Origin of the sequence: Rudaea sp., from assembly GCF_047601565.1 — a bacterium.
Lineage (GTDB): Bacteria > Pseudomonadota > Gammaproteobacteria > Xanthomonadales > Rhodanobacteraceae > Rudaea.
In genome coordinates, this window is record NZ_JASGIY010000001.1 from 2328711 (window position 1) to 2345997 (window position 17287).

Annotated in this window: 9 protein-coding genes; 7 read left to right on the forward strand and 2 right to left on the reverse strand. The window is 66.5% G+C overall.

Features of this window, described 5'->3' with window-relative positions; translation table 11 throughout:
- Positions 1 to 220 precede the first annotated feature (220 nt).
- From rplJ to kdsB, 5 genes are all read left to right on the forward strand, one after another.
- A complete protein-coding gene (rplJ, locus tag QM741_RS10135; RefSeq protein ID WP_415207585.1) occupies positions 221 to 748 on the forward strand; it encodes a 50S ribosomal protein L10 in 528 nt (175 codons plus the stop codon).
- Between the two features lie 57 nt (positions 749 to 805).
- On the forward strand, positions 806 to 1189 hold the full coding sequence (gene rplL / locus QM741_RS10140) for a 50S ribosomal protein L7/L12 (RefSeq protein WP_415207586.1): 384 nt from the start codon (positions 806 to 808) through the stop codon (positions 1187 to 1189).
- A gap of 240 nt (positions 1190 to 1429) precedes the next feature.
- Positions 1430 to 5593: a DNA-directed RNA polymerase subunit beta gene (rpoB, locus tag QM741_RS10145; RefSeq protein ID WP_415207587.1), complete on the forward strand. Its 4164-nt coding sequence runs from the start codon at positions 1430 to 1432 to the stop codon at positions 5591 to 5593.
- A gap of 101 nt (positions 5594 to 5694) precedes the next feature.
- On the forward strand, positions 5695 to 9891 hold the full coding sequence (rpoC, locus tag QM741_RS10150) for a DNA-directed RNA polymerase subunit beta' (protein ID WP_415207588.1): 4197 nt from the start codon (positions 5695 to 5697) through the stop codon (positions 9889 to 9891).
- Positions 9892 to 10043: 152 nt separating this feature from the next.
- Complete coding sequence (kdsB, locus tag QM741_RS10155) at positions 10044 to 10814, forward strand: 3-deoxy-manno-octulosonate cytidylyltransferase (RefSeq protein WP_415207589.1); 771 nt, start codon at positions 10044 to 10046, stop codon at positions 10812 to 10814.
- Positions 10815 to 10870: 56 nt separating this feature from the next.
- Here the strand turns inward: kdsB and QM741_RS10160 are convergent, their stop codons facing one another.
- Complete coding sequence (locus QM741_RS10160) at positions 10871 to 13462, reverse strand: protein kinase domain-containing protein (RefSeq protein WP_415207590.1); 2592 nt, start codon at positions 13460 to 13462, stop codon at positions 10871 to 10873.
- A gap of 174 nt (positions 13463 to 13636) precedes the next feature.
- Here QM741_RS10160 and QM741_RS10165 point away from each other — a divergent pair, with 174 nt between their 5' ends.
- Together QM741_RS10165 and QM741_RS10170 are read left to right on the forward strand one after the other, a co-directional pair.
- On the forward strand, positions 13637 to 15199 hold the full coding sequence (locus QM741_RS10165) for an InlB B-repeat-containing protein (RefSeq protein WP_415207591.1): 1563 nt from the start codon (positions 13637 to 13639) through the stop codon (positions 15197 to 15199).
- 77 nt (positions 15200 to 15276) lie between these two features.
- Positions 15277 to 16590 carry a hypothetical protein gene (locus QM741_RS10170; RefSeq protein ID WP_415207592.1) on the forward strand — a complete coding sequence of 438 codons (1314 nt, stop codon included), beginning with the start codon at positions 15277 to 15279 and terminating at the stop codon, positions 16588 to 16590.
- A 22-nt stretch (positions 16591 to 16612) separates the two neighbouring features.
- Here the strand turns inward: QM741_RS10170 and QM741_RS10175 are convergent, their stop codons facing one another.
- Complete coding sequence (locus tag QM741_RS10175) at positions 16613 to 17272, reverse strand: ECF-type sigma factor (RefSeq protein ID WP_415207593.1); 660 nt, start codon at positions 17270 to 17272, stop codon at positions 16613 to 16615.
- Positions 17273 to 17287 lie beyond the last annotated feature (15 nt).

Genomic DNA, 17287 nt, shown 5'->3' on the forward strand with positions numbered 1-17287 from the left:
GGCGCAGGAAGCGCGGTTCGCAGCGAGCGGCATCGGGCCTTAATCGAAAGGGAAGACAGCCTGCGTAGATGGTGTTGCCCGTGAAGAATCGAAATTCGTAACGGCCACCAGTTCGGCATCGCGAGATGCCAGCAGGCCCGCAGGACGCGGGCTTGAGTGAATGGCGGAACGTAGCCCGCAGGCAAGCGCGGAAAGCGTTCCACTGAAGAAAGGTAAAGCAATGGCGCTCAATCTCGAGCAAAAGAAAGTCGTCGTTGCCGAACTGGCGAATGTGGCCGCCAAGGCGCACTCCCTGGTCGCCTCCGAGTACGCAGGTCTTACCGTGGAGCAGCTCACCGAGCTGCGCAAGAAGGCTCGCCAATCCAAGGTCTTCGTGAAGGTCGCGAAGAACACCCTGGTGCGGCGCGCAGTGGAAGGCACCGACTACGCCGTCGTCAAGGACGCGCTGGTCGGGCCGATGCTGTACGCCTTTTCCGAGGAAGACCCGGGTGCCGCGGGGCGTCTGGTCAAGGAGTTCTCCAAGGCGAACGACAAGCTGGTCCCCAAGGTCGTCGCGATCGGCGGGCAGATGTTCCCGGGCTCTCACGTCGAGAAGCTCGCGTCGCTGCCGACCCGCGAACAGGCCTTGTCGATGCTGCTCGGCGTGATCCAGGCGCCGATTACCAAGCTGGTCCGCACGCTGGCCGAGCCCGCCGCGCAGGTTGCGCGTGCGGTCGCGGCGGTACGCGACCAGAAGGCCGCCGGCTGATCGATCCACATTGCCGCAAAGGCAACTTTTATACAAATTTCATTGAGGTAAATCACAATGGCCGTTACGAAAGAAGAAATCGTTGATGCAATCGCCAATCTCTCGCTGATCGACGTGACCGATCTGGTCAAGCTGATGGAAGAGAAGTTCGGCGTGTCCGCCGCCGCTCCGGTGGCCGTCGCCGCCGTCGGCGGTGGCGCAGCCGCCGCTGCCGCTCCGGTGGAAGAGAAGACCGAGTTCACCGTCGTCCTGAAGGCCGCCGGCGAGAAGAAGGTCGAAGTGATCAAAGCCGTGCGCACGATCACGGGTCTGGGTCTGAAGGAAGCCAAGGACCTCGTCGAGTCCGCTCCCGCCACCGTGAAGGAAGGCGTGAACAAGGACGACTCCGCGAAGTTCAAGAAGGAACTCGAAGCTGCCGGCGCGACCGTCGAGATCAAGTAAGGCGATTGAGACGCTTGGTTCGCCAAGTGTCGTCGAGCCTGGGGGCGTTTTCGCCCCCGGGCTTTGTTCGTTGATGCACGCGCAAGACGGCAGACAGAAGATGTGAGGTTTCGGGGCTCGAAACGATTCATTGAAAGACCTGTGTTTCGGCCTCGCTTCACGTCTTCTGTCTGACGCCTTCTTCTCCCCCCAGCCGCCTCGCCTGCGCGAGGCGGCGCACAACTCAAGGTGGTGCCCGCCATGTCGACAACCTACTCCTTCACCGAAAAGAAGCGCATCCGCAAAGACTTCGGCAAACGCCCGGTCGTGCTCGGCGTGCCGCCGCTGCTCGCGATCCAGACCGATTCCTATCGCGAGTTCCTGCAGGAAGGCGTAGACGTCAAGGCGCGCGCCGACCACGGCCTGCATGCCGCGCTCAAGTCGGTGTTTCCGATCGTCAGCTACTCGGGCAACGCCGCGCTCGAATACGTCAGCTACCGTCTCGGCGAGCCGGCGTTCGACGAGCGCGAGTGCCGTTCGCGCGGGATGAGCTACGGCGCGCCGCTGCGCGTGCTCGTGCGCCTGGTCATCTACGACAAGGATTCGCCGGCGTCGAACAAGGCGATCAAGTACGTCAAGGAGCAGGAAGTCTACATGGGCGAACTGCCCCTGATGACGGATACGGGCACCTTCATCATCAACGGCACCGAGCGCGTCATCGTTTCGCAGCTGCACCGCTCGCCGGGCGTGTTCTTCGACCACGACCGCGGCAAGACGCACAGCTCGGGCAAGCTGCTGTACTCGGCGCGCATCATTCCCTACCGCGGCTCGTGGCTCGATTTCGAGTTCGATCCGAAGGACGCGCTGTTCACGCGCATCGACCGCCGCCGCAAGCTGCCGGTGACGCAGCTGCTGCGCGCGCTCGGCTACAACAACGAGGAAATCCTCGACATCTTCTTCGAGAAGAACGTCTTCCACCTCGACAAGAAGGAAGGCGCCAAGCTCGAGCTCGTCGCCGAGCGCCTGCGCGGCGAAACGCTGAACTTCGACGTCAAGGCCGGCGACAAGGTCGTCGTCGAGGCCGGCAAGCGCATCACCGCGCGCCACGTGCGCCTGCTGCAGGACGCCAAGCTCAAGTCGCTCGAAGTGCCGGACGAGTATCTGCTCGGCCGCATCCTCGCGCACGACATCGTGGACGCGAAGACGGGCGAACTGCTCGCCGCTGCGAACTCGGAAATCGACGCGACGCATCTGGCCAACTTCCGCAAGGCCGGCATCGACAAGATCGGTACGCTGTTCGTCAACGATCTCGACCGTGGCCCGTACATCTCGAACACGCTGCGCATCGACTCGACCAAGACGCCGCTCGAGGCGCTGGTCGAAATCTACCGCATGATGCGCCCTGGCGAACCGCCGACCAAGGAAGCCGCGCAGAACCTGTTCTTCAACCTGTTCTTCACGTTCGAGCGCTACGATCTCTCGGCCGTCGGCCGCATGAAGTTCAACCGCCGCGTCGGCCGCAAGGAAGTCACCGGTACGGGCGTGCTTTACGATCATAAGTACTTCTCCGCGCGCAACGACGCCGAGTCGAAGTCGCTGGTCGCCAAGTACGGCAAGACCTCCGACATCCTGGACGTGCTCAAGGTGCTGGTCGACATCCGCAACGGTCGCGGCACGGTCGACGACATCGATCACCTCGGCAACCGCCGCGTGCGTTCGGTCGGCGAAATGGCCGAGAACGTGTTCCGCATCGGCCTCGTCCGCGTTGAGCGCGCGGTGCGCGAGCGCCTGTCGCTGGCCGAGGCCGAGGGCCTCACGCCGCAGGACCTGATCAACGCCAAGCCGGTCGGCGCGGCGATCAAGGAGTTCTTCGGTTCCTCGCAGCTGTCGCAGTTCATGGACCAGAACAACCCGCTGTCGGAAGTCACCCACAAGCGCCGCGTCTCGGCGCTCGGCCCGGGCGGCCTGACGCGCGAGCGCGCCGGCTTCGAAGTGCGCGACGTGCATCCGACCCATTACGGCCGCGTCTGCACGATCGAAACACCGGAAGGCCCGAACATCGGCCTGATCAACTCGCTCGCCGTCTACGCGCGGACCAACTCCTACGGCTTCCTCGAAACGCCGTACCGCAAGGTCGTCAACGGCAAGGTGACGGACAAGACCGAATACCTGTCGGCGATCGAGGAAGGCGAGTTCGTGATCGCGCAGGCGAACTCGATCCTCAACGACAATGGCAGCTTCGCCGAAGACTTCGTCGCCTGCCGCTACAAGGGCGAATCCGAACTGCGCCACGGCGCCGACATCCAGTACATGGACGTCTCGCCGATGCAGACCGTGTCGGTCGCGGCCGCGCTCGTGCCGTTCCTCGAGCACGACGATGCGAACCGCGCGCTGATGGGCGCGAACATGCAGCGCCAGGCCGTGCCGACGCTGCGCTCGACCACGCCGCTCGTCGGCACCGGCATCGAGCGTCCGGTCGCGCGCGACTCGGGCGTCACCGCGGCCGCGCGCCGCGGCGGCGTGATCGATCAGGTCGACGCGGGCCGCATCGTCGTGCGCGTCAACGAGAACGAGATCGGCGAGAACGACGCCGGCGTCGACATCTACACGCTGACCAAGTACACGCGTTCGAATCAGAACACGAACCTCAACCAGCGTCCGCTCGTCAACGTCGGCGACAAGGTGGCGAAGGGCGACGTGCTCGCGGACGGTTCGTCGACGGACCTCGGCGAGCTTGCGCTCGGCCAGAACATGCTGGTCGCGTTCATGCCGTGGAACGGTTACAACTTCGAGGACTCGATCCTGCTCTCCGAGCGCGTCGTCGAGGAAGACCGCTACACGACGATCCACATCGAAGAGCTGACGATCCAGGCGCGCGACACCAAGCTCGGGCCGGAAGAAATCACCGCGGACATCCCGAACGTCGGCGAGCAGGCGCTGTCGCGCCTCGACGAGTCGGGCGTCGTCTACATCGGCGCCGAAGTGAAGGCGGGCGACATCCTCGTCGGCAAGGTCACGCCGAAGGGCGAGAGCCAGCTGACGCCGGAAGAGAAGCTGCTGCGCGCGATCTTCGGCGAGAAGGCGAGCGACGTGAAGGATTCGTCGCTGCGCGTGCCGCCGGGCATGGACGGCACGGTCATCGACGTGACCGTGTTCACCCGCGACGGCATCGAGAAGGACAAGCGCGCGCTGCAGATCGAGCAGATGGAGGTCAAGCGCGTCAAGAAGGACTTCGACGACCAGTTCCGCATCCTCGAAGGCGCGATCTACGCGCGCCTGCGCGGCCAGCTGATCGGCCAGGTCGCCAACGGCGGCCCGGCGGGCATCAAGAAGGGCACCGCGCTGACCGGCGACTACCTCGACGGCCTGAAGAAGGAAGAATGGTTCTCGCTGCGCATGAAGGACGAGGACGCGGCCGACCTGCTCGAGAAGGCCAAGGCGCAGATCGATGCGCACCGCGCCGAGTTCGACAAGCGCTTCAAGGCCAAGCAGGCCAAGATCACCGCGGGCGACGACCTCGCTCCGGGCGTGCTGAAAATGGTAAAAGTATACCTCGCCGTCAAGCGCCGCATCCAGCCGGGCGACAAGATGGCGGGCCGCCACGGCAACAAGGGCGTCGTGTCGATGATCCGTCCGGTCGAGGACATGCCGTACATGGCCAACGGCCAGTCGATCGACATCGTGCTCAATCCGCTCGGCGTGCCCTCGCGCATGAACATCGGCCAGATCCTCGAGGTGCACCTCGGCTGGGCCGCGAAGGGCCTCGGCGAGAAGATCCAGCGCATGCTCGAGGCGCAGGCCAAGGTGAGCGAGCTGCGCAAGTATCTCGACGAGATCTACAACCACGACAAGGATGCGTTCGGCCAGCGCGTCAACCTGAAGTCGCTCAGCGACGAGGAAATCCTCGCGCTCGCGACCAACCTGCAGGAAGGCGTGCCGATGTCGACGCCGGTGTTCGACGGCGCGGCCGAGAGCGAGATCAAGCACATGCTCAAGCTCGCCGACCTGCCCGAGTCGGGCCAGATCACGCTGTACGACGGCCGCACGGGCGACGCGTTCGACCGTCCGGTCACGGTAGGCTACATGCACATGCTCAAGCTCAACCACCTCGTCGACGACAAGATGCACGCGCGTTCGACCGGCCCGTACTCGCTCGTCACCCAGCAGCCGCTCGGCGGCAAGGCGCAGTTCGGCGGCCAGCGCTTCGGCGAAATGGAAGTCTGGGCGCTCGAGGCCTATGGCGCGGCCTACACGCTGCAGGAGATGCTGACGGTGAAGTCCGACGACGTGCCGGGCCGCAACCAGATGTACAAGAACATCGTCGACGGCAACCACGAGATGGCTGCGGGCATGCCCGAGTCGTTCAACGTGCTGGTCAAGGAGATCCGTTCTCTCGCGATCAACATGGAGCTCGAGGAGCATTGACCGTAGGGGCGCGATTCATCGCGCCCGGCTCTTCCGCATGACCCAAGCGGGCGCAATGAATTGCGCCCCTACGAAAGAATTCCTCCTCCCGGAGATACACGATGAAAGACCTGCTCAACCTCTTCAACCAGACTCGCCAGTCGCTCGACTTCGACTCGATCAAGATCGCGCTGGCCTCGCCCGAGCTGATCCGCTCCTGGTCGTTCGGCGAAGTGAAGAAGCCCGAAACGATCAACTACCGCACGTTCAAGCCCGAGCGCGACGGCCTGTTCTGCGCCGCCATCTTCGGCCCGATCAAGGACTACGAGTGCCTGTGCGGCAAGTACAAGCGCATGAAGCACCGCGGCGTCGTCTGCGAGAAGTGCGGCACCGAAGTGACCCTGACCAAGGTGCGCCGCGAGCGCATGGGCCATATCGAGCTGGCTTCGCCGGTCGCGCACATCTGGTTCTTGAAGTCGCTGCCTTCGCGCATCGGCCTGATGCTCGACATGACCCTGCGCGACATCGAGCGCATCCTTTATTTCGAAGCCTACGTCGTCGTCGATCCGGGCCTGACCTCGCTGACGCGCGGCCAGCTGCTCAACGAAGAGCAGTACCTGCAGGCGGTCGAGGAGCACGGCGACGAGTTCGACGCGCGCATGGGCGCCGAGGCCGTCTATGAACTGCTCAAGACGATCGACCTCAACGCCGAGCTGATCAAGCTGCGCGAGGAGATCGCCGGCACGAGTTCGGAGACGAAGCTCAAGCGCCTGTCCAAGCGCATCAAGCTGGTCGAGGCGTTCATCGAGTCGGGCAACCGTCCGGAATACATGGTCATGACCGTGCTGCCGGTGCTGCCGCCCGACCTGCGTCCGCTGGTCCCGCTCGATGGCGGCCGCTTCGCCACGTCCGATCTGAACGATCTCTACCGCCGCGTCATCAACCGCAACAACCGCTTGAAGCGCCTGCTCGAACTCAACGCGCCCGACATCATCGTGCGCAACGAGAAGCGCATGCTGCAGGAAGCCGTGGACGCGCTGATGGACAACGGCCGCCGCGGCCGCGCGATCACGGGCACGAACAAGCGCGCGCTGAAGTCGCTCGCCGACATGATCAAGGGCAAGCAGGGCCGCTTCCGCCAGAACCTGCTCGGCAAGCGCGTCGACTACTCGGGCCGCTCGGTCATCGTGGTCGGCCCGACGCTCAAGCTGCACGAGTGCGGCCTGCCGAAGAAAATGGCGCTGGAGCTGTTCAAGCCCTTCATCTTCTCCAAGCTGCAGCGCCGCGGCCTCGCCACGACGATCAAGGCGGCGAAGAAGCTGGTCGAGCGCGAGGAAGCCGAGGTGTGGGACATCCTCGAAGAGGTGATCCGCGAGCATCCGGTGCTGCTCAACCGCGCGCCGACGCTGCATCGCCTCGGCATCCAGGCGTTCGAGCCGGTGCTCGTCGAAGGCAAGGCGATCCAGCTGCATCCGCTCGTCTGTACCGCGTTCAACGCCGACTTCGACGGCGACCAGATGGCCGTGCACGTGCCGCTGTCGCTCGAAGCGCAGCTCGAAGCGCGTGCGCTGATGATGTCGACCAACAACATCCTGTTGCCGGCGAGCGGCGAGCCGGCGATCGTGCCGTCGCAGGACGTCGTGCTCGGCCTGTACTACATGACGCGCGAGTTGGTCAACGCGAAGGGCGAGGGCATGGTCTTCGCCAACACCGCCGAGGTGAAGCGCGCTTACGACAACCGCGCGGTCGAACTGCACGCCAAGATCAAGGTGCGTCTGACCGAAACGCAGGTCGCTGAGGACGGTACGCGCACGAAGAAATCCTCGATCGTCGACACGACGGTCGGCCGCGCGCTGCTCGCCGAAATCATTCCGGAAGGCCTGCCGTTCGAACTCGTCAACATCGAGCTGACGAAGAAGGCGATCGGCCGTCTGATCAACCAGTGCTACCGCCGTCTCGGCATCAAGGATACGGTCGTGTTCGCCGACAAGCTCATGTACACGGGCTTCCACTACGCGACGCGCGCGGGCATCTCGATCGGCATCGACGACATGAAGATCCCGGCCGAGAAGGCCGGCATCCTCGAGGAAGCCGAAACCGAAGTGAGCGAGATCCAGGAGCAGTTCGCTTCGGGCCTCGTCACCGCGGGCGAGCGCTACAACAAGGTCGTCGACATCTGGTCGCGCACCAACGAGAAGATCGCCGCGGCGATGATGAAGGGCATCGGCTTCGACAAGGTGAAGACCGCCGACGGCAAGGCCGTCGACCAGAAGTCGATGAACTCGCTCTACATCATGGCCGACTCGGGCGCGCGCGGTTCGCAGGCGCAGATCCGCCAGCTCGCCGGCATGCGCGGCCTGATGGCCAAGCCGGACGGCTCGATCATCGAGACGCCGATCAAGGCCAACTTCCGCGAAGGCCTCGACGTGCTGCAGTACTTCAACTCGACCCACGGCGCGCGCAAGGGCCTGGCCGACACCGCGCTGAAGACGGCGAACTCGGGCTACCTCACGCGCCGTCTCGTCGACGTCGCCCAGGACGTGGTCGTCACCGAAACCGATTGCGGCACGCTCAACGGCCTGACCCTGACCGCGATCGTGGAAGGCGGCGACGTCGTCGAGCCGCTGAAGGACCGCGTGCTCGGACGCGTCGTCGCGGCCGACACGTTCGCGCCGGGCAACGACGACGAGCCGATCGTCACGCGCAACACGCTGCTCGACGAGAAGTGGGTCGAGAAGCTCGAAGCCGCCGGCGTGCAGAGCCTGCTCGTGCGTTCGCCGATCACCTGCGAGTCGAGCTTCGGCATCTGCGCGCACTGCTACGGACGCGACCTCGCGCGCGGCCACCTCGTCAACCAGGGCGAGGCGGTCGGCGTCATCGCCGCGCAGTCGATCGGCGAGCCGGGCACGCAGCTGACCATGCGCACGTTCCACATCGGCGGCGCGGCGTCGCGCGCGGCGGCGGTGGACAACGTCTCGGTCAAGACCACCGGCTCGGTCAAGTTCAATAACTTGAAGACCGTGCAGCACAGCGCCGGCCACCTCGTCGCCGTGTCGCGTTCGGGCGAACTGTCGATCATGGACGCGCACGGCCGCGAGCGCGAGCGCTACAAGGTGCCTTACGGCGCGACGATCTCGGTCAAGGACGGCGCGGCGGTCAAGGCCGGCCAGACCATCGCCAACTGGGATCCGCACACGCATCCGATCGTCACCGAAGTGGCCGGCAAGGTGCGCTTCATCGACTTCATCGACGGCGTCACCGTGCAGGCGCAGACCGACGAGCTGACCGGCCTCGAGTCGGCGGTCGTCACCGATCCGAAGCGCCGCGGCACGCAGGCCAAGGATCTGCGTCCGATCGTGCGTCTGGAAGACAAGAAGGGCAAGGAACTGCGCCTGCCGGGCACCGACATTTCGGCGCAGTACTTCCTGCCTGCCGGTGCGATCATCTCGCTGCAGGACGGCGCGGAAGTCGGCGTCGGCGACGTCATCGCGCGTATCCCGCAGGAAACCTCGAAGACCCGCGACATCACCGGCGGTCTACCTCGCGTAGCGGATCTGTTCGAAGCCCGCAAGCCGAAGGAACCGGCGATTCTCGCGGAAGTCTCCGGCGTGGTCAGCTTCGGCAAGGACACCAAGGGCAAGCAGCGCCTCATCATCAAGGACGCCGACGGCAACGATCACGAGGAACTGATTCCGAAGTGGCGTCAGGTCATCGTGTTCGAGGGCGAGCACGTGGAGAAGGGCGAAACCGTCGTCGATGGCGAGCCGAATCCGCACGACATTCTCCGTTTGCTCGGCGTGGAGCCGCTGGCCGCGTACCTGGTCAAGGAAATCCAGGACGTGTACCGCCTGCAGGGCGTGCGCATCAACGACAAGCACATCGAAGCGATCATTCGCCAGATGTTGCGCAAGGTCGAGATCACCGTTCCCGGCGATACGCGCTATCTCAAGGGCGAGCAGAGCGACCGCAAGCGGGTCGCCGACGAGAACGCGCGCGCCAAGGCGCGCGACGAGCGGGAGGCGCAGTTCGATCCGATGCTGCTCGGCATCACCAAGGCGTCGCTGGCGACGGAGTCGTTCATCTCGGCGGCTTCGTTCCAGGAGACCACGCGCGTGCTCACCGAGGCGGCCGTGCGCGGCACGCGCGACACGCTGCGCGGGCTCAAGGAGAACGTCATCGTCGGTCGCCTGATCCCGGCGGGAACCGGTTTGGCCTACCACAGCCAGCGTCGCAAGAAGGCCGGCGCGCTGTCCGACGCCGATTTCGAGACGCTGCGTGGGGGCGTCACCGAGTTCGTCGGCGAGGCGCACGGGGAGTAAATGGCGAGAGTCTTCGCCAGGCAGTAACGAAAAGGGTCGCGCAAGCGGCCTTTTTCGTTTTTTGCTTCTCGTTGCAGGTGCGGATCGGGCGCTCATGCGCCGTCCTGGATTATCATCCGGCGCATCCACGATTCGTCGGACGGACAAGTTCCATGCAGGTTCCTTTCATCGTCGCGATTCCCGCACGCTATGCCTCCACGCGCCTGCCCGGCAAGCCGCTGCTGCCGCTGGCGAAGGAGCCGATGATTCGCCACGTCGTGCGCCGCGCGCAGACGGCCGGCGCGGCGCAGGTCGTCGTCGCGACCGACGACGCGCGCATCGTCGCGGCGCTCGACGGTTGCGGCGCGACGGTCGCGATGACGCACGCCGATCACGCCTCGGGCAGCGATCGCCTCGCCGAATGCGCGCAGACGCTGGGATGGCCCGACGAGGCGATCGTGGTCAACCTGCAGGGCGACGAACCGCTGGCGCCGGCGAGCGGCATCCGCGAGGTCGCCGCCGCGCTCGCGCAGAACGACGTGCCGATGGCGACGCTGGCGACGCCCGTCGCGTCGGCAGAAGAATTGTTCAATCCGAACTGCGTCAAGGTCGTGCGTGCGCGCGACGAATCGGCGTTGTATTTCAGCCGCGCGCCGTTGCCTTGGGCGCGCGATGCGTTTGCGGAAGCCGGGAGTCGGACGAAGTTGCCGGCGGGCATCGAGTTCCTGCGTCATATCGGCATCTACGCCTACCGTGCCGGATTCCTGCGTCGCTTCGCCGCGCTCGCGCCGACGGCGCTCGAGCGTATCGAATCGCTGGAACAGTTGCGCGCGCTCGAACACGGCTACCGCATCGCGGTGCGCATCGCACCGGAGCCGTTTCCGCCGGGCGTCGATACGGCCGAGGATCTGGCCCACGCGGACAAACTCCTGCGCGAGCGGTGAGGGTCTCTTCGATCAATCCTCCGTCCTCGCGGGCGTGACGCCGGCGAAACGACCGGTCAATGCGCCTGCAGCTTATCCAGCGAGGCGCGTGCGCGCGCCTCGCCGGTGCGGACGAGCTCGACGAGGTGCCGGGTTTGTTCGTCGATCATCTCGGGGATTCGCGCAATCAACGCGTTCGAGTTCTCGAACAGGACGATCGCTTCGCGCTTGAGCGCGATGCGCGCGGCCGGCGCAAGATCGGCTTCCTCGCTGCGGCGCAGGCTGAATTCGGCCCGGAGCGCGTCGATCCATGCGCGCACCGCGATCATCTGGCGCTGCCCGGCAAGATAGTCGGGCAATTGCTGCACCATGCGTTCGGTCGCGGCGAGTTCTTCGAGCTGCGCGCGCGGCGAGGCGTTCGCGCGCAGTTCCATATCGATCCGTTCCAGACGCATGCCGATGCGGTTGACCATCGCGGTGGGTTGGCCCGGATCCTGGCGCTGCATTTCTTCGTCGTAGACGCCGGCCTTGCGGTAGAACTCGCGCGCCGCGGCGTAGTCGCCCATCTGGCCCGCGATCGTTGCGGCCGTGGCGGACTCGAGCGCGAGATTGACGAGATTCTTGATGTTGTGCGGGTCTCTCGCGTAGAGCGCTCCCTGGCGGCGGATCGCATCCTGCGCGTAAGCGAGCGCCTTCTCGCGCCGCTTCGGATCGGCGCGGTCTTCCTGTTGTGCGCGGGCGAGGTAGAGCGAAGTCGCGGCGAGCGTGTTTTCGATGTCGTCGCGGTTGCGGTCGTTCTTCGCCGTGCGCAGCGCGGCTTCGCTGCTGGCATGGGCCTCGCGCAGCAGGGCGAGACGGCGATCCACGGGGATGTCGATGCCCGTCGAATTGGCGAAGTCGGCGAAGGCGGTCGCGCGCGATTCCGCCATCTCGGACGGTTCGTTCGCGTCGTGCGCCTCGCGCGCGAGCGCGGCGGCGGCTTCGAAGTGAGCTTTCGCCGCATCGAAATTCTGCGCGTCGGCTTCACTGCCGGCGAGCAGGGTTTGCGCCCGCAGGCGAAGGTGCTTCGATGCGACGTCGGCGGGCGCGATCGCCTCGGCGCGCTCGATCATGTCGAGAGCGAGATTGGCGGCCTGCGTGCGTTTCGCCGGCGGCATCAACGCGCGCTCCTGAATCTGCGCGAGCTTGACATAGCCGAGCGCGATTTCGAGCAGCAGCGCGCGGTTGTTGCCGGCGTCGGTGCCGAGCCGATTGAGATAGTCGATGCCGGTGTCGAGCAGTGTCTGCTGCGCTTTCGCCGTGCCGGGCACGTCGACGATTTGCAGGAACACGTCGCTGATGAAGCGATTGGCCAGGTCGCGCACGCCGTTGAAGTGGCGTTCCGCGCGCGCTCTTTCCGCACGCGCACTGTGCGCCTGTTGGAGCGCGTAGACCGACAGCGTGAGCAGACCGGCGACGGCGAGCGCGCCGAGGGTCACGCCGAGGCGATGGCGCACGAGGAACTTGCGCGCGCGGTAGGCGAGCGCGCCGTCGCGCGCACGCACGGGCCGGTCGTCGAGATGGCGGCGCACGTCGTCGGCGAACTGCTCGACCGAGGCGTAGCGTTGCGCCGGTTCCTTGCGCAGCGCCATCAGCACGATCGTGTCGAGGTCGCCGCGCAGCGCGCGGCGCAGGCGTTCGGCGTCCAGCGTTTGCGCTGCGGGCGGGGAATCGCGCCCGGTTTGCGCGGTCGCGCTCGGCTTCGGCGGATCGGTGCTGACGATCTCGTGCACGAGCGCGTGCAGTTGCGAATTGTCCGAACGGTACGGGCTGCGCCCGGCGAGCAGGCGGTAGAGCAGCACGCCGAGCGAGTAGACGTCGCTGGCGGTGGTGATCGCCTCGCCCTTGACCTGCTCCGGGCTGGCGTATTCGGGGGTGAAGGCGTGGATCGTGGTCGGTTCGCCGGCAGCGGCCGAATCGATCAGGCGGGCGATGCCGAAGTCGAGCAGTTTCACGTTGCCGTCGCGGTCGATCAGGATGTTGCTCGGCTTGAGGTCGCGGTGCACGATCAGGCGCTGGTGCGCGAACTGGACGGCAGCGCAGACGTCGCAGAACAGCTGCAGGCGCTCGCGCACGCCGAGCGCGAGCCGGTGGCAATGGCGGTCGATCGGCTCGCCGTCGACGTAATCCATGACCAGATAGGGCAGACCTTCTTCGGTCGTGCCGCCGTCGATCAGGCGCGCGATGTTCGGATGGTCGAGGCCGGCGAGGATCTGGCGCTCCCTGCGGAAGCGCGCGGCGATCACCTCGCCGCCGAGATCGGAGCGGATCAGCTTGATCGCGACTTCCTTGCGGTATTCGTCGTCGTCGCGCACGGCCTTGAACACGCTGCCCATGCCGCCGCGGGCGACCTCGCCGACGATGCGGTAAGGGCCGAAGCGCCGGCCGATCCAGTTCGACGCGCCGCCCGCGGCCGCGGCGGCCTGCAGCAAGCGCGTATCCATCTGCGGCGGTTGCCGCAGGAAATCGTCGCCGTCCGAAGCGGCGTTCGCGATCCACGCCAGCACTTCGCGGTACAGCGCCTCGTCGTCGCCGCTGCGCGCACGAACGAACGCATCGCGCTCGGCGACGGGCAAGTCCAGACATTCACCGACGATGTCGGTCAGCTTCTGCCAGCGTACGGAATCCATAACCCCTGGAGCGCAACGCAATCCCGAACGGCTCATCCCGGCGCGAATCTCGTCGCGCCAGTCCCCGATGAGCCGGTTTTTCCGATTCTACGCTGAAGAGATTGGAACAGAACAGCGCTCGCCCGCATCGGGCGGCGGATCACGACCTGCGAATCATCTCGGGAGAAACCAATCATGTACAAATATCCATGCGGCGCAGTGCTGTCGTTGATCACCGCTTGGGCGCAGGCCGCCGCGCCGGTCATCACCTCGCAGCCGGCCAGCGCCGCGGTCAGCCAGGGCCTGACCGCCACGCTGAGCGTGCAGGCCACTGGCGCCACGGATTACGAATGGGAAAGCAGCACCGACGGCGGCGTCAACTGGCACTACATCGTCGGCGGTTCCGGCAACGCCGCCAGTTACACCACGGGCGCCAAACAGTTGGCCGACAATGGCGTGCAATATCGCGTGAAGGTGACGAACGCGGACGGCACGACGACCAGCAGCGCCGCCGTGCTCACCATCCAGCCCTGGACGGCGGAGTTGCTGACGGCGACGGTCGCATCGCCTCATGCGCTGGCGCTCGACGCGAGCGGCGCCACTCTCTACGCGGCCGTGGGCGATTCGGTGTTCAAGATCGACACGACCCTCGGCGGCGGCGCCAACGTCACTCCGGGGCAGCCGATGAACGCTACGGTCGGCTTGGCGCTGGCCCAGGACGGCACCCTGTACGTGAGCGACCATCACCGCATCAACAAGATCGCTCCGAACGCCGCGACCTACGACACCTGGACGGGCAGCACCGCCAGCGGTTACGCCGATAGCCCGGCCGCGCCGCTGTTCAACACCCCCGCCAGCATCGCGCTCGACGGCGCGGGCAATCTGTTCGTAGCCGACCTAGAGAATTTTCGCGTGCGCAAGGTGGCGGTCGACGGCACGGTGAGCACGCTGGCCGGAGACGGCACGCAGGCTTTCCAGGACGGCGTGGGCACGGCCGCCAAGATGGCGCGGCCGAACGGTCTGGCGATCACCCGCGACGGCAGCGCGCTGTACGACACCGACACCGACAGTCCCTGTCTGCGCAAGATCGACGTGGCCAGCGCCACCGTGAGCACCGTGCTCGGCGATTGCGCCAACGGCAACGCGGGCGCGGGCGTGGTCGACGGAACGGCCTCGTCGGCCAAGCTCGGTTATTCCTACGGCGTGGCGGTGGATGCGGGCAACGACGTCTTCCTGACCCACTACTGGGACGGCGTGGTGCGCGTGGTCACGGCCGCCGGCGAGATCAGCACGCTGCGCGACAGCACCGGCACGGCGCTGACGTTCAGCGGTCCGGTCGGCGTGGCGGTGGCCGGCGACGGCACGGTTTACGTGGGGGCGAGCAACAGCTGGCAGATATTCAAGCTCACGGCCGCCGCCGCGCCCGCGCAGTTTTCGATTGCCGCCAGCGTGACTCCCGCGGGCGCCGGCACGTTCACGAGTTGCCCCGCCACGGCCGCCGCCGGCAGCACGGTCACCTGCACGGTCAGCGCCAACGCGGGCTATGTCTTCAGCGGCTTCAGCGGCTGCGACAGCGTGAATGGCACGGCCTGCACGTTGAGCAACATCGCGGCTGTGCGCAGCATCACCGCCAGCTTCAACGCCGTGCCTGCGTCCACGGCCGCGCTCAAGCCGGCGCCGCTGTTCGGCTTGCAGGCCTTGTGTCTGCTCGCGACGCTGGCGGCATTGCTCGGGTTGGGAACTCTGCGGCCGCGATGAGCCGATTCGCGCGGTTGCGCGCTCAATGAATTGCCAAAGACCTCGTTCGGGGTCGCCACTCGAAAAAGGAAACCGTCATGACCATCCGGATTTTCGTCCGCCGTTTCTCGCCGCTGACCGCTGCGGTCGCGTTCGTTCTTGCCTCGACCGCCGGCGCTGCCGAAGCGCCGAAGCCCGCCGCCGCGCGCGGCCCGATCGCGCAGTACTGGATGGACCTGGCCACCTACAACCTCATGGGCATGGACGAGATGCCCGAAATGAGCGGCATCGCCGGCCGCATGATGGGCGGCATGATGGGCACGCACGCGGCGCAGGGCCGCGACGGGCGCCGCGCCAAGGGCGTCGGCAACTTCGGCTTGACCAAGTCGATGGGCATGCCGGGCCGGCAGATCGATATCGCGCTGTACACGGCGAACAAGCCGGGCGGCACGAGCGCGACGCAGGAGATTCCGCAGCGTGCCGATCTCGGCGCCGAGCCGCTGCACTTGGTCACGCCGCCGCGCGAAGGCGTCGGCGGCAGCGACGATCCGACGTATCCCGAACGCCCGCGCGGTCGCATCCTGTTCTACTGGGGCTGCGGCGCGACGGTGAAGCCGGGCCAGCCGCGCGTGATCGACATGGCGCATTTTTCGACGCAGGACTATGCCGGCTTCATGCAGGGCCGCAGCGTGCCCGACCGCGGCGCGCGCGCGGAAGCAGGCTACGCGATCTGGCCGAACGACAAGGAGAACTCGCGCGTCGCGCGCGGCGCCTCGCTCGCCGGCGAGCACGTCGTGAGCGGCGAGGGCGTGCCCGACAATCTGAAGTTCACCCTGTCGCGCGACCAGGATTTCATGCCGAGCTTCCGCGTCGAATCCGGCGGCAAGCTCGCCGAGTCGATCCGCGTGCGCTGGCAGCCGATCGCGCAGGCGCGCGCCTACCTGCTCACCGCGATGAGCGCGAGCGAGGACAAGTCCGGCGCGCCCGACCTCGTGCTATGGAGTTCGTCCGAGCCGCCCGAATCGGGCACCGGCCTGATGAACTACGCCTCGAACGCGAACGTCGACAAGTGGCTGCGCGAGAAGGTGCTGCTCGCGCCGGCGACGACCGAATGCGAGGTGCCGGCCGGCATCTTCGCCGAGGCGAAGACTGCGATGCTGCAGGGCATCGCCTACGGCAACGAGGCGAATTTTTCGTATCCGCCGAAGCCGGCGAACGCACCGGTCTCGTGGTCGCCCGACTGGGTCGCGCGCGTGCGCAACAAGTCGGTGGCGATGAACATGCTCGGCGAAAACGCGGCGTCGATGAACGGCCGCGGGCGCGGCGACGACGGCGGCCGCGACGACGGCAATCGCGGCAAGGCAGAAAAGAAAGGCCCGGTCGACGCGCTCAAGGGCCTGTTCGGGCACTGATCGCGGCGGATGGCCGCCGGCGTCAACCCGGCGGTTGCACCTGCGCCGCCTCGAGTTCGCGGCGCAGGAACAGCCGCGCCATGGTCCAGTCGCGCTTGACCGTGGCCGGCGAGAGGTCGAGCGTCTGCGCGACTTCCTCGATCGACAGGCCGCCGAAATAACGCAGGTGGACGACCTGGACCTGGCGCTCGGACAGTTTGGCGAGATTGTCGAGCGCGGCATCGAGGGCGAGGAAATCCAGCTCCACGCGCAAGGCGCCGCCTTCGTCGTCGGCGCCGGCGTCGCTCACCGAGGGAACGCCGGAACTCTGTTCGAGGCGGTCGAGGCTGGTCACGGCGACGTCGCCGCCGCGCTTCTGCGCGCGCTGCGCGCGCGCATGGTCGACGAGCACGTGGCGCATGATCTGCGCGGCGAGGCGGATGAAATGCGCGCGGTCGTTGAGTTCGAGCTCGCGCCGGTCGGCGAGGCGCAGGAAGACCTCGTTGACCAGCGCGGTCGGCTGCAGCGTGTGGTCGGCGCGTTCCTGCTGCAACTGGCGGCGCGCGGCGCGGTGCAACTCGTCGTAGACGCGCGGCATCAGCCGCGCCATCGCGCCGTCGTCGCCCGCGGCGTAGCGGTGCAGCAGCGTGGTCAGGGCTTCGTCCGCGGAATGAGGTTCGGAATCGGCTGCGGGGTCGGTCATCGTGGCATGCCCGGC

Excerpts from the sequence above, each read along its gene's own strand:
- rplJ (WP_415207585.1), top strand. The coding sequence starts at position 221 with ATGGCGCTCAATCTCGAGCAAAAGAAAGTCGTCGTTGCCGAACTGGCG.
- rplL (WP_415207586.1), top strand. The coding sequence starts at position 806 with ATGGCCGTTACGAAAGAAGAAATCGTTGATGCAATCGCCAATCTCTCG.
- rpoB (WP_415207587.1), top strand. The coding sequence starts at position 1,430 with ATGTCGACAACCTACTCCTTCACCGAAAAGAAGCGCATCCGCAAAGAC.
- rpoC (WP_415207588.1), top strand. The coding sequence starts at position 5,695 with ATGAAAGACCTGCTCAACCTCTTCAACCAGACTCGCCAGTCGCTCGAC.
- kdsB (WP_415207589.1), top strand. The coding sequence starts at position 10,044 with ATGCAGGTTCCTTTCATCGTCGCGATTCCCGCACGCTATGCCTCCACG.
- QM741_RS10160 (WP_415207590.1), bottom strand. The coding sequence starts at position 13,462 with ATGGATTCCGTACGCTGGCAGAAGCTGACCGACATCGTCGGTGAATGT.
- QM741_RS10165 (WP_415207591.1), top strand. The coding sequence starts at position 13,637 with ATGTACAAATATCCATGCGGCGCAGTGCTGTCGTTGATCACCGCTTGG.
- QM741_RS10170 (WP_415207592.1), top strand. The coding sequence starts at position 15,277 with ATGACCATCCGGATTTTCGTCCGCCGTTTCTCGCCGCTGACCGCTGCG.
- QM741_RS10175 (WP_415207593.1), bottom strand. The coding sequence starts at position 17,272 with ATGACCGACCCCGCAGCCGATTCCGAACCTCATTCCGCGGACGAAGCC.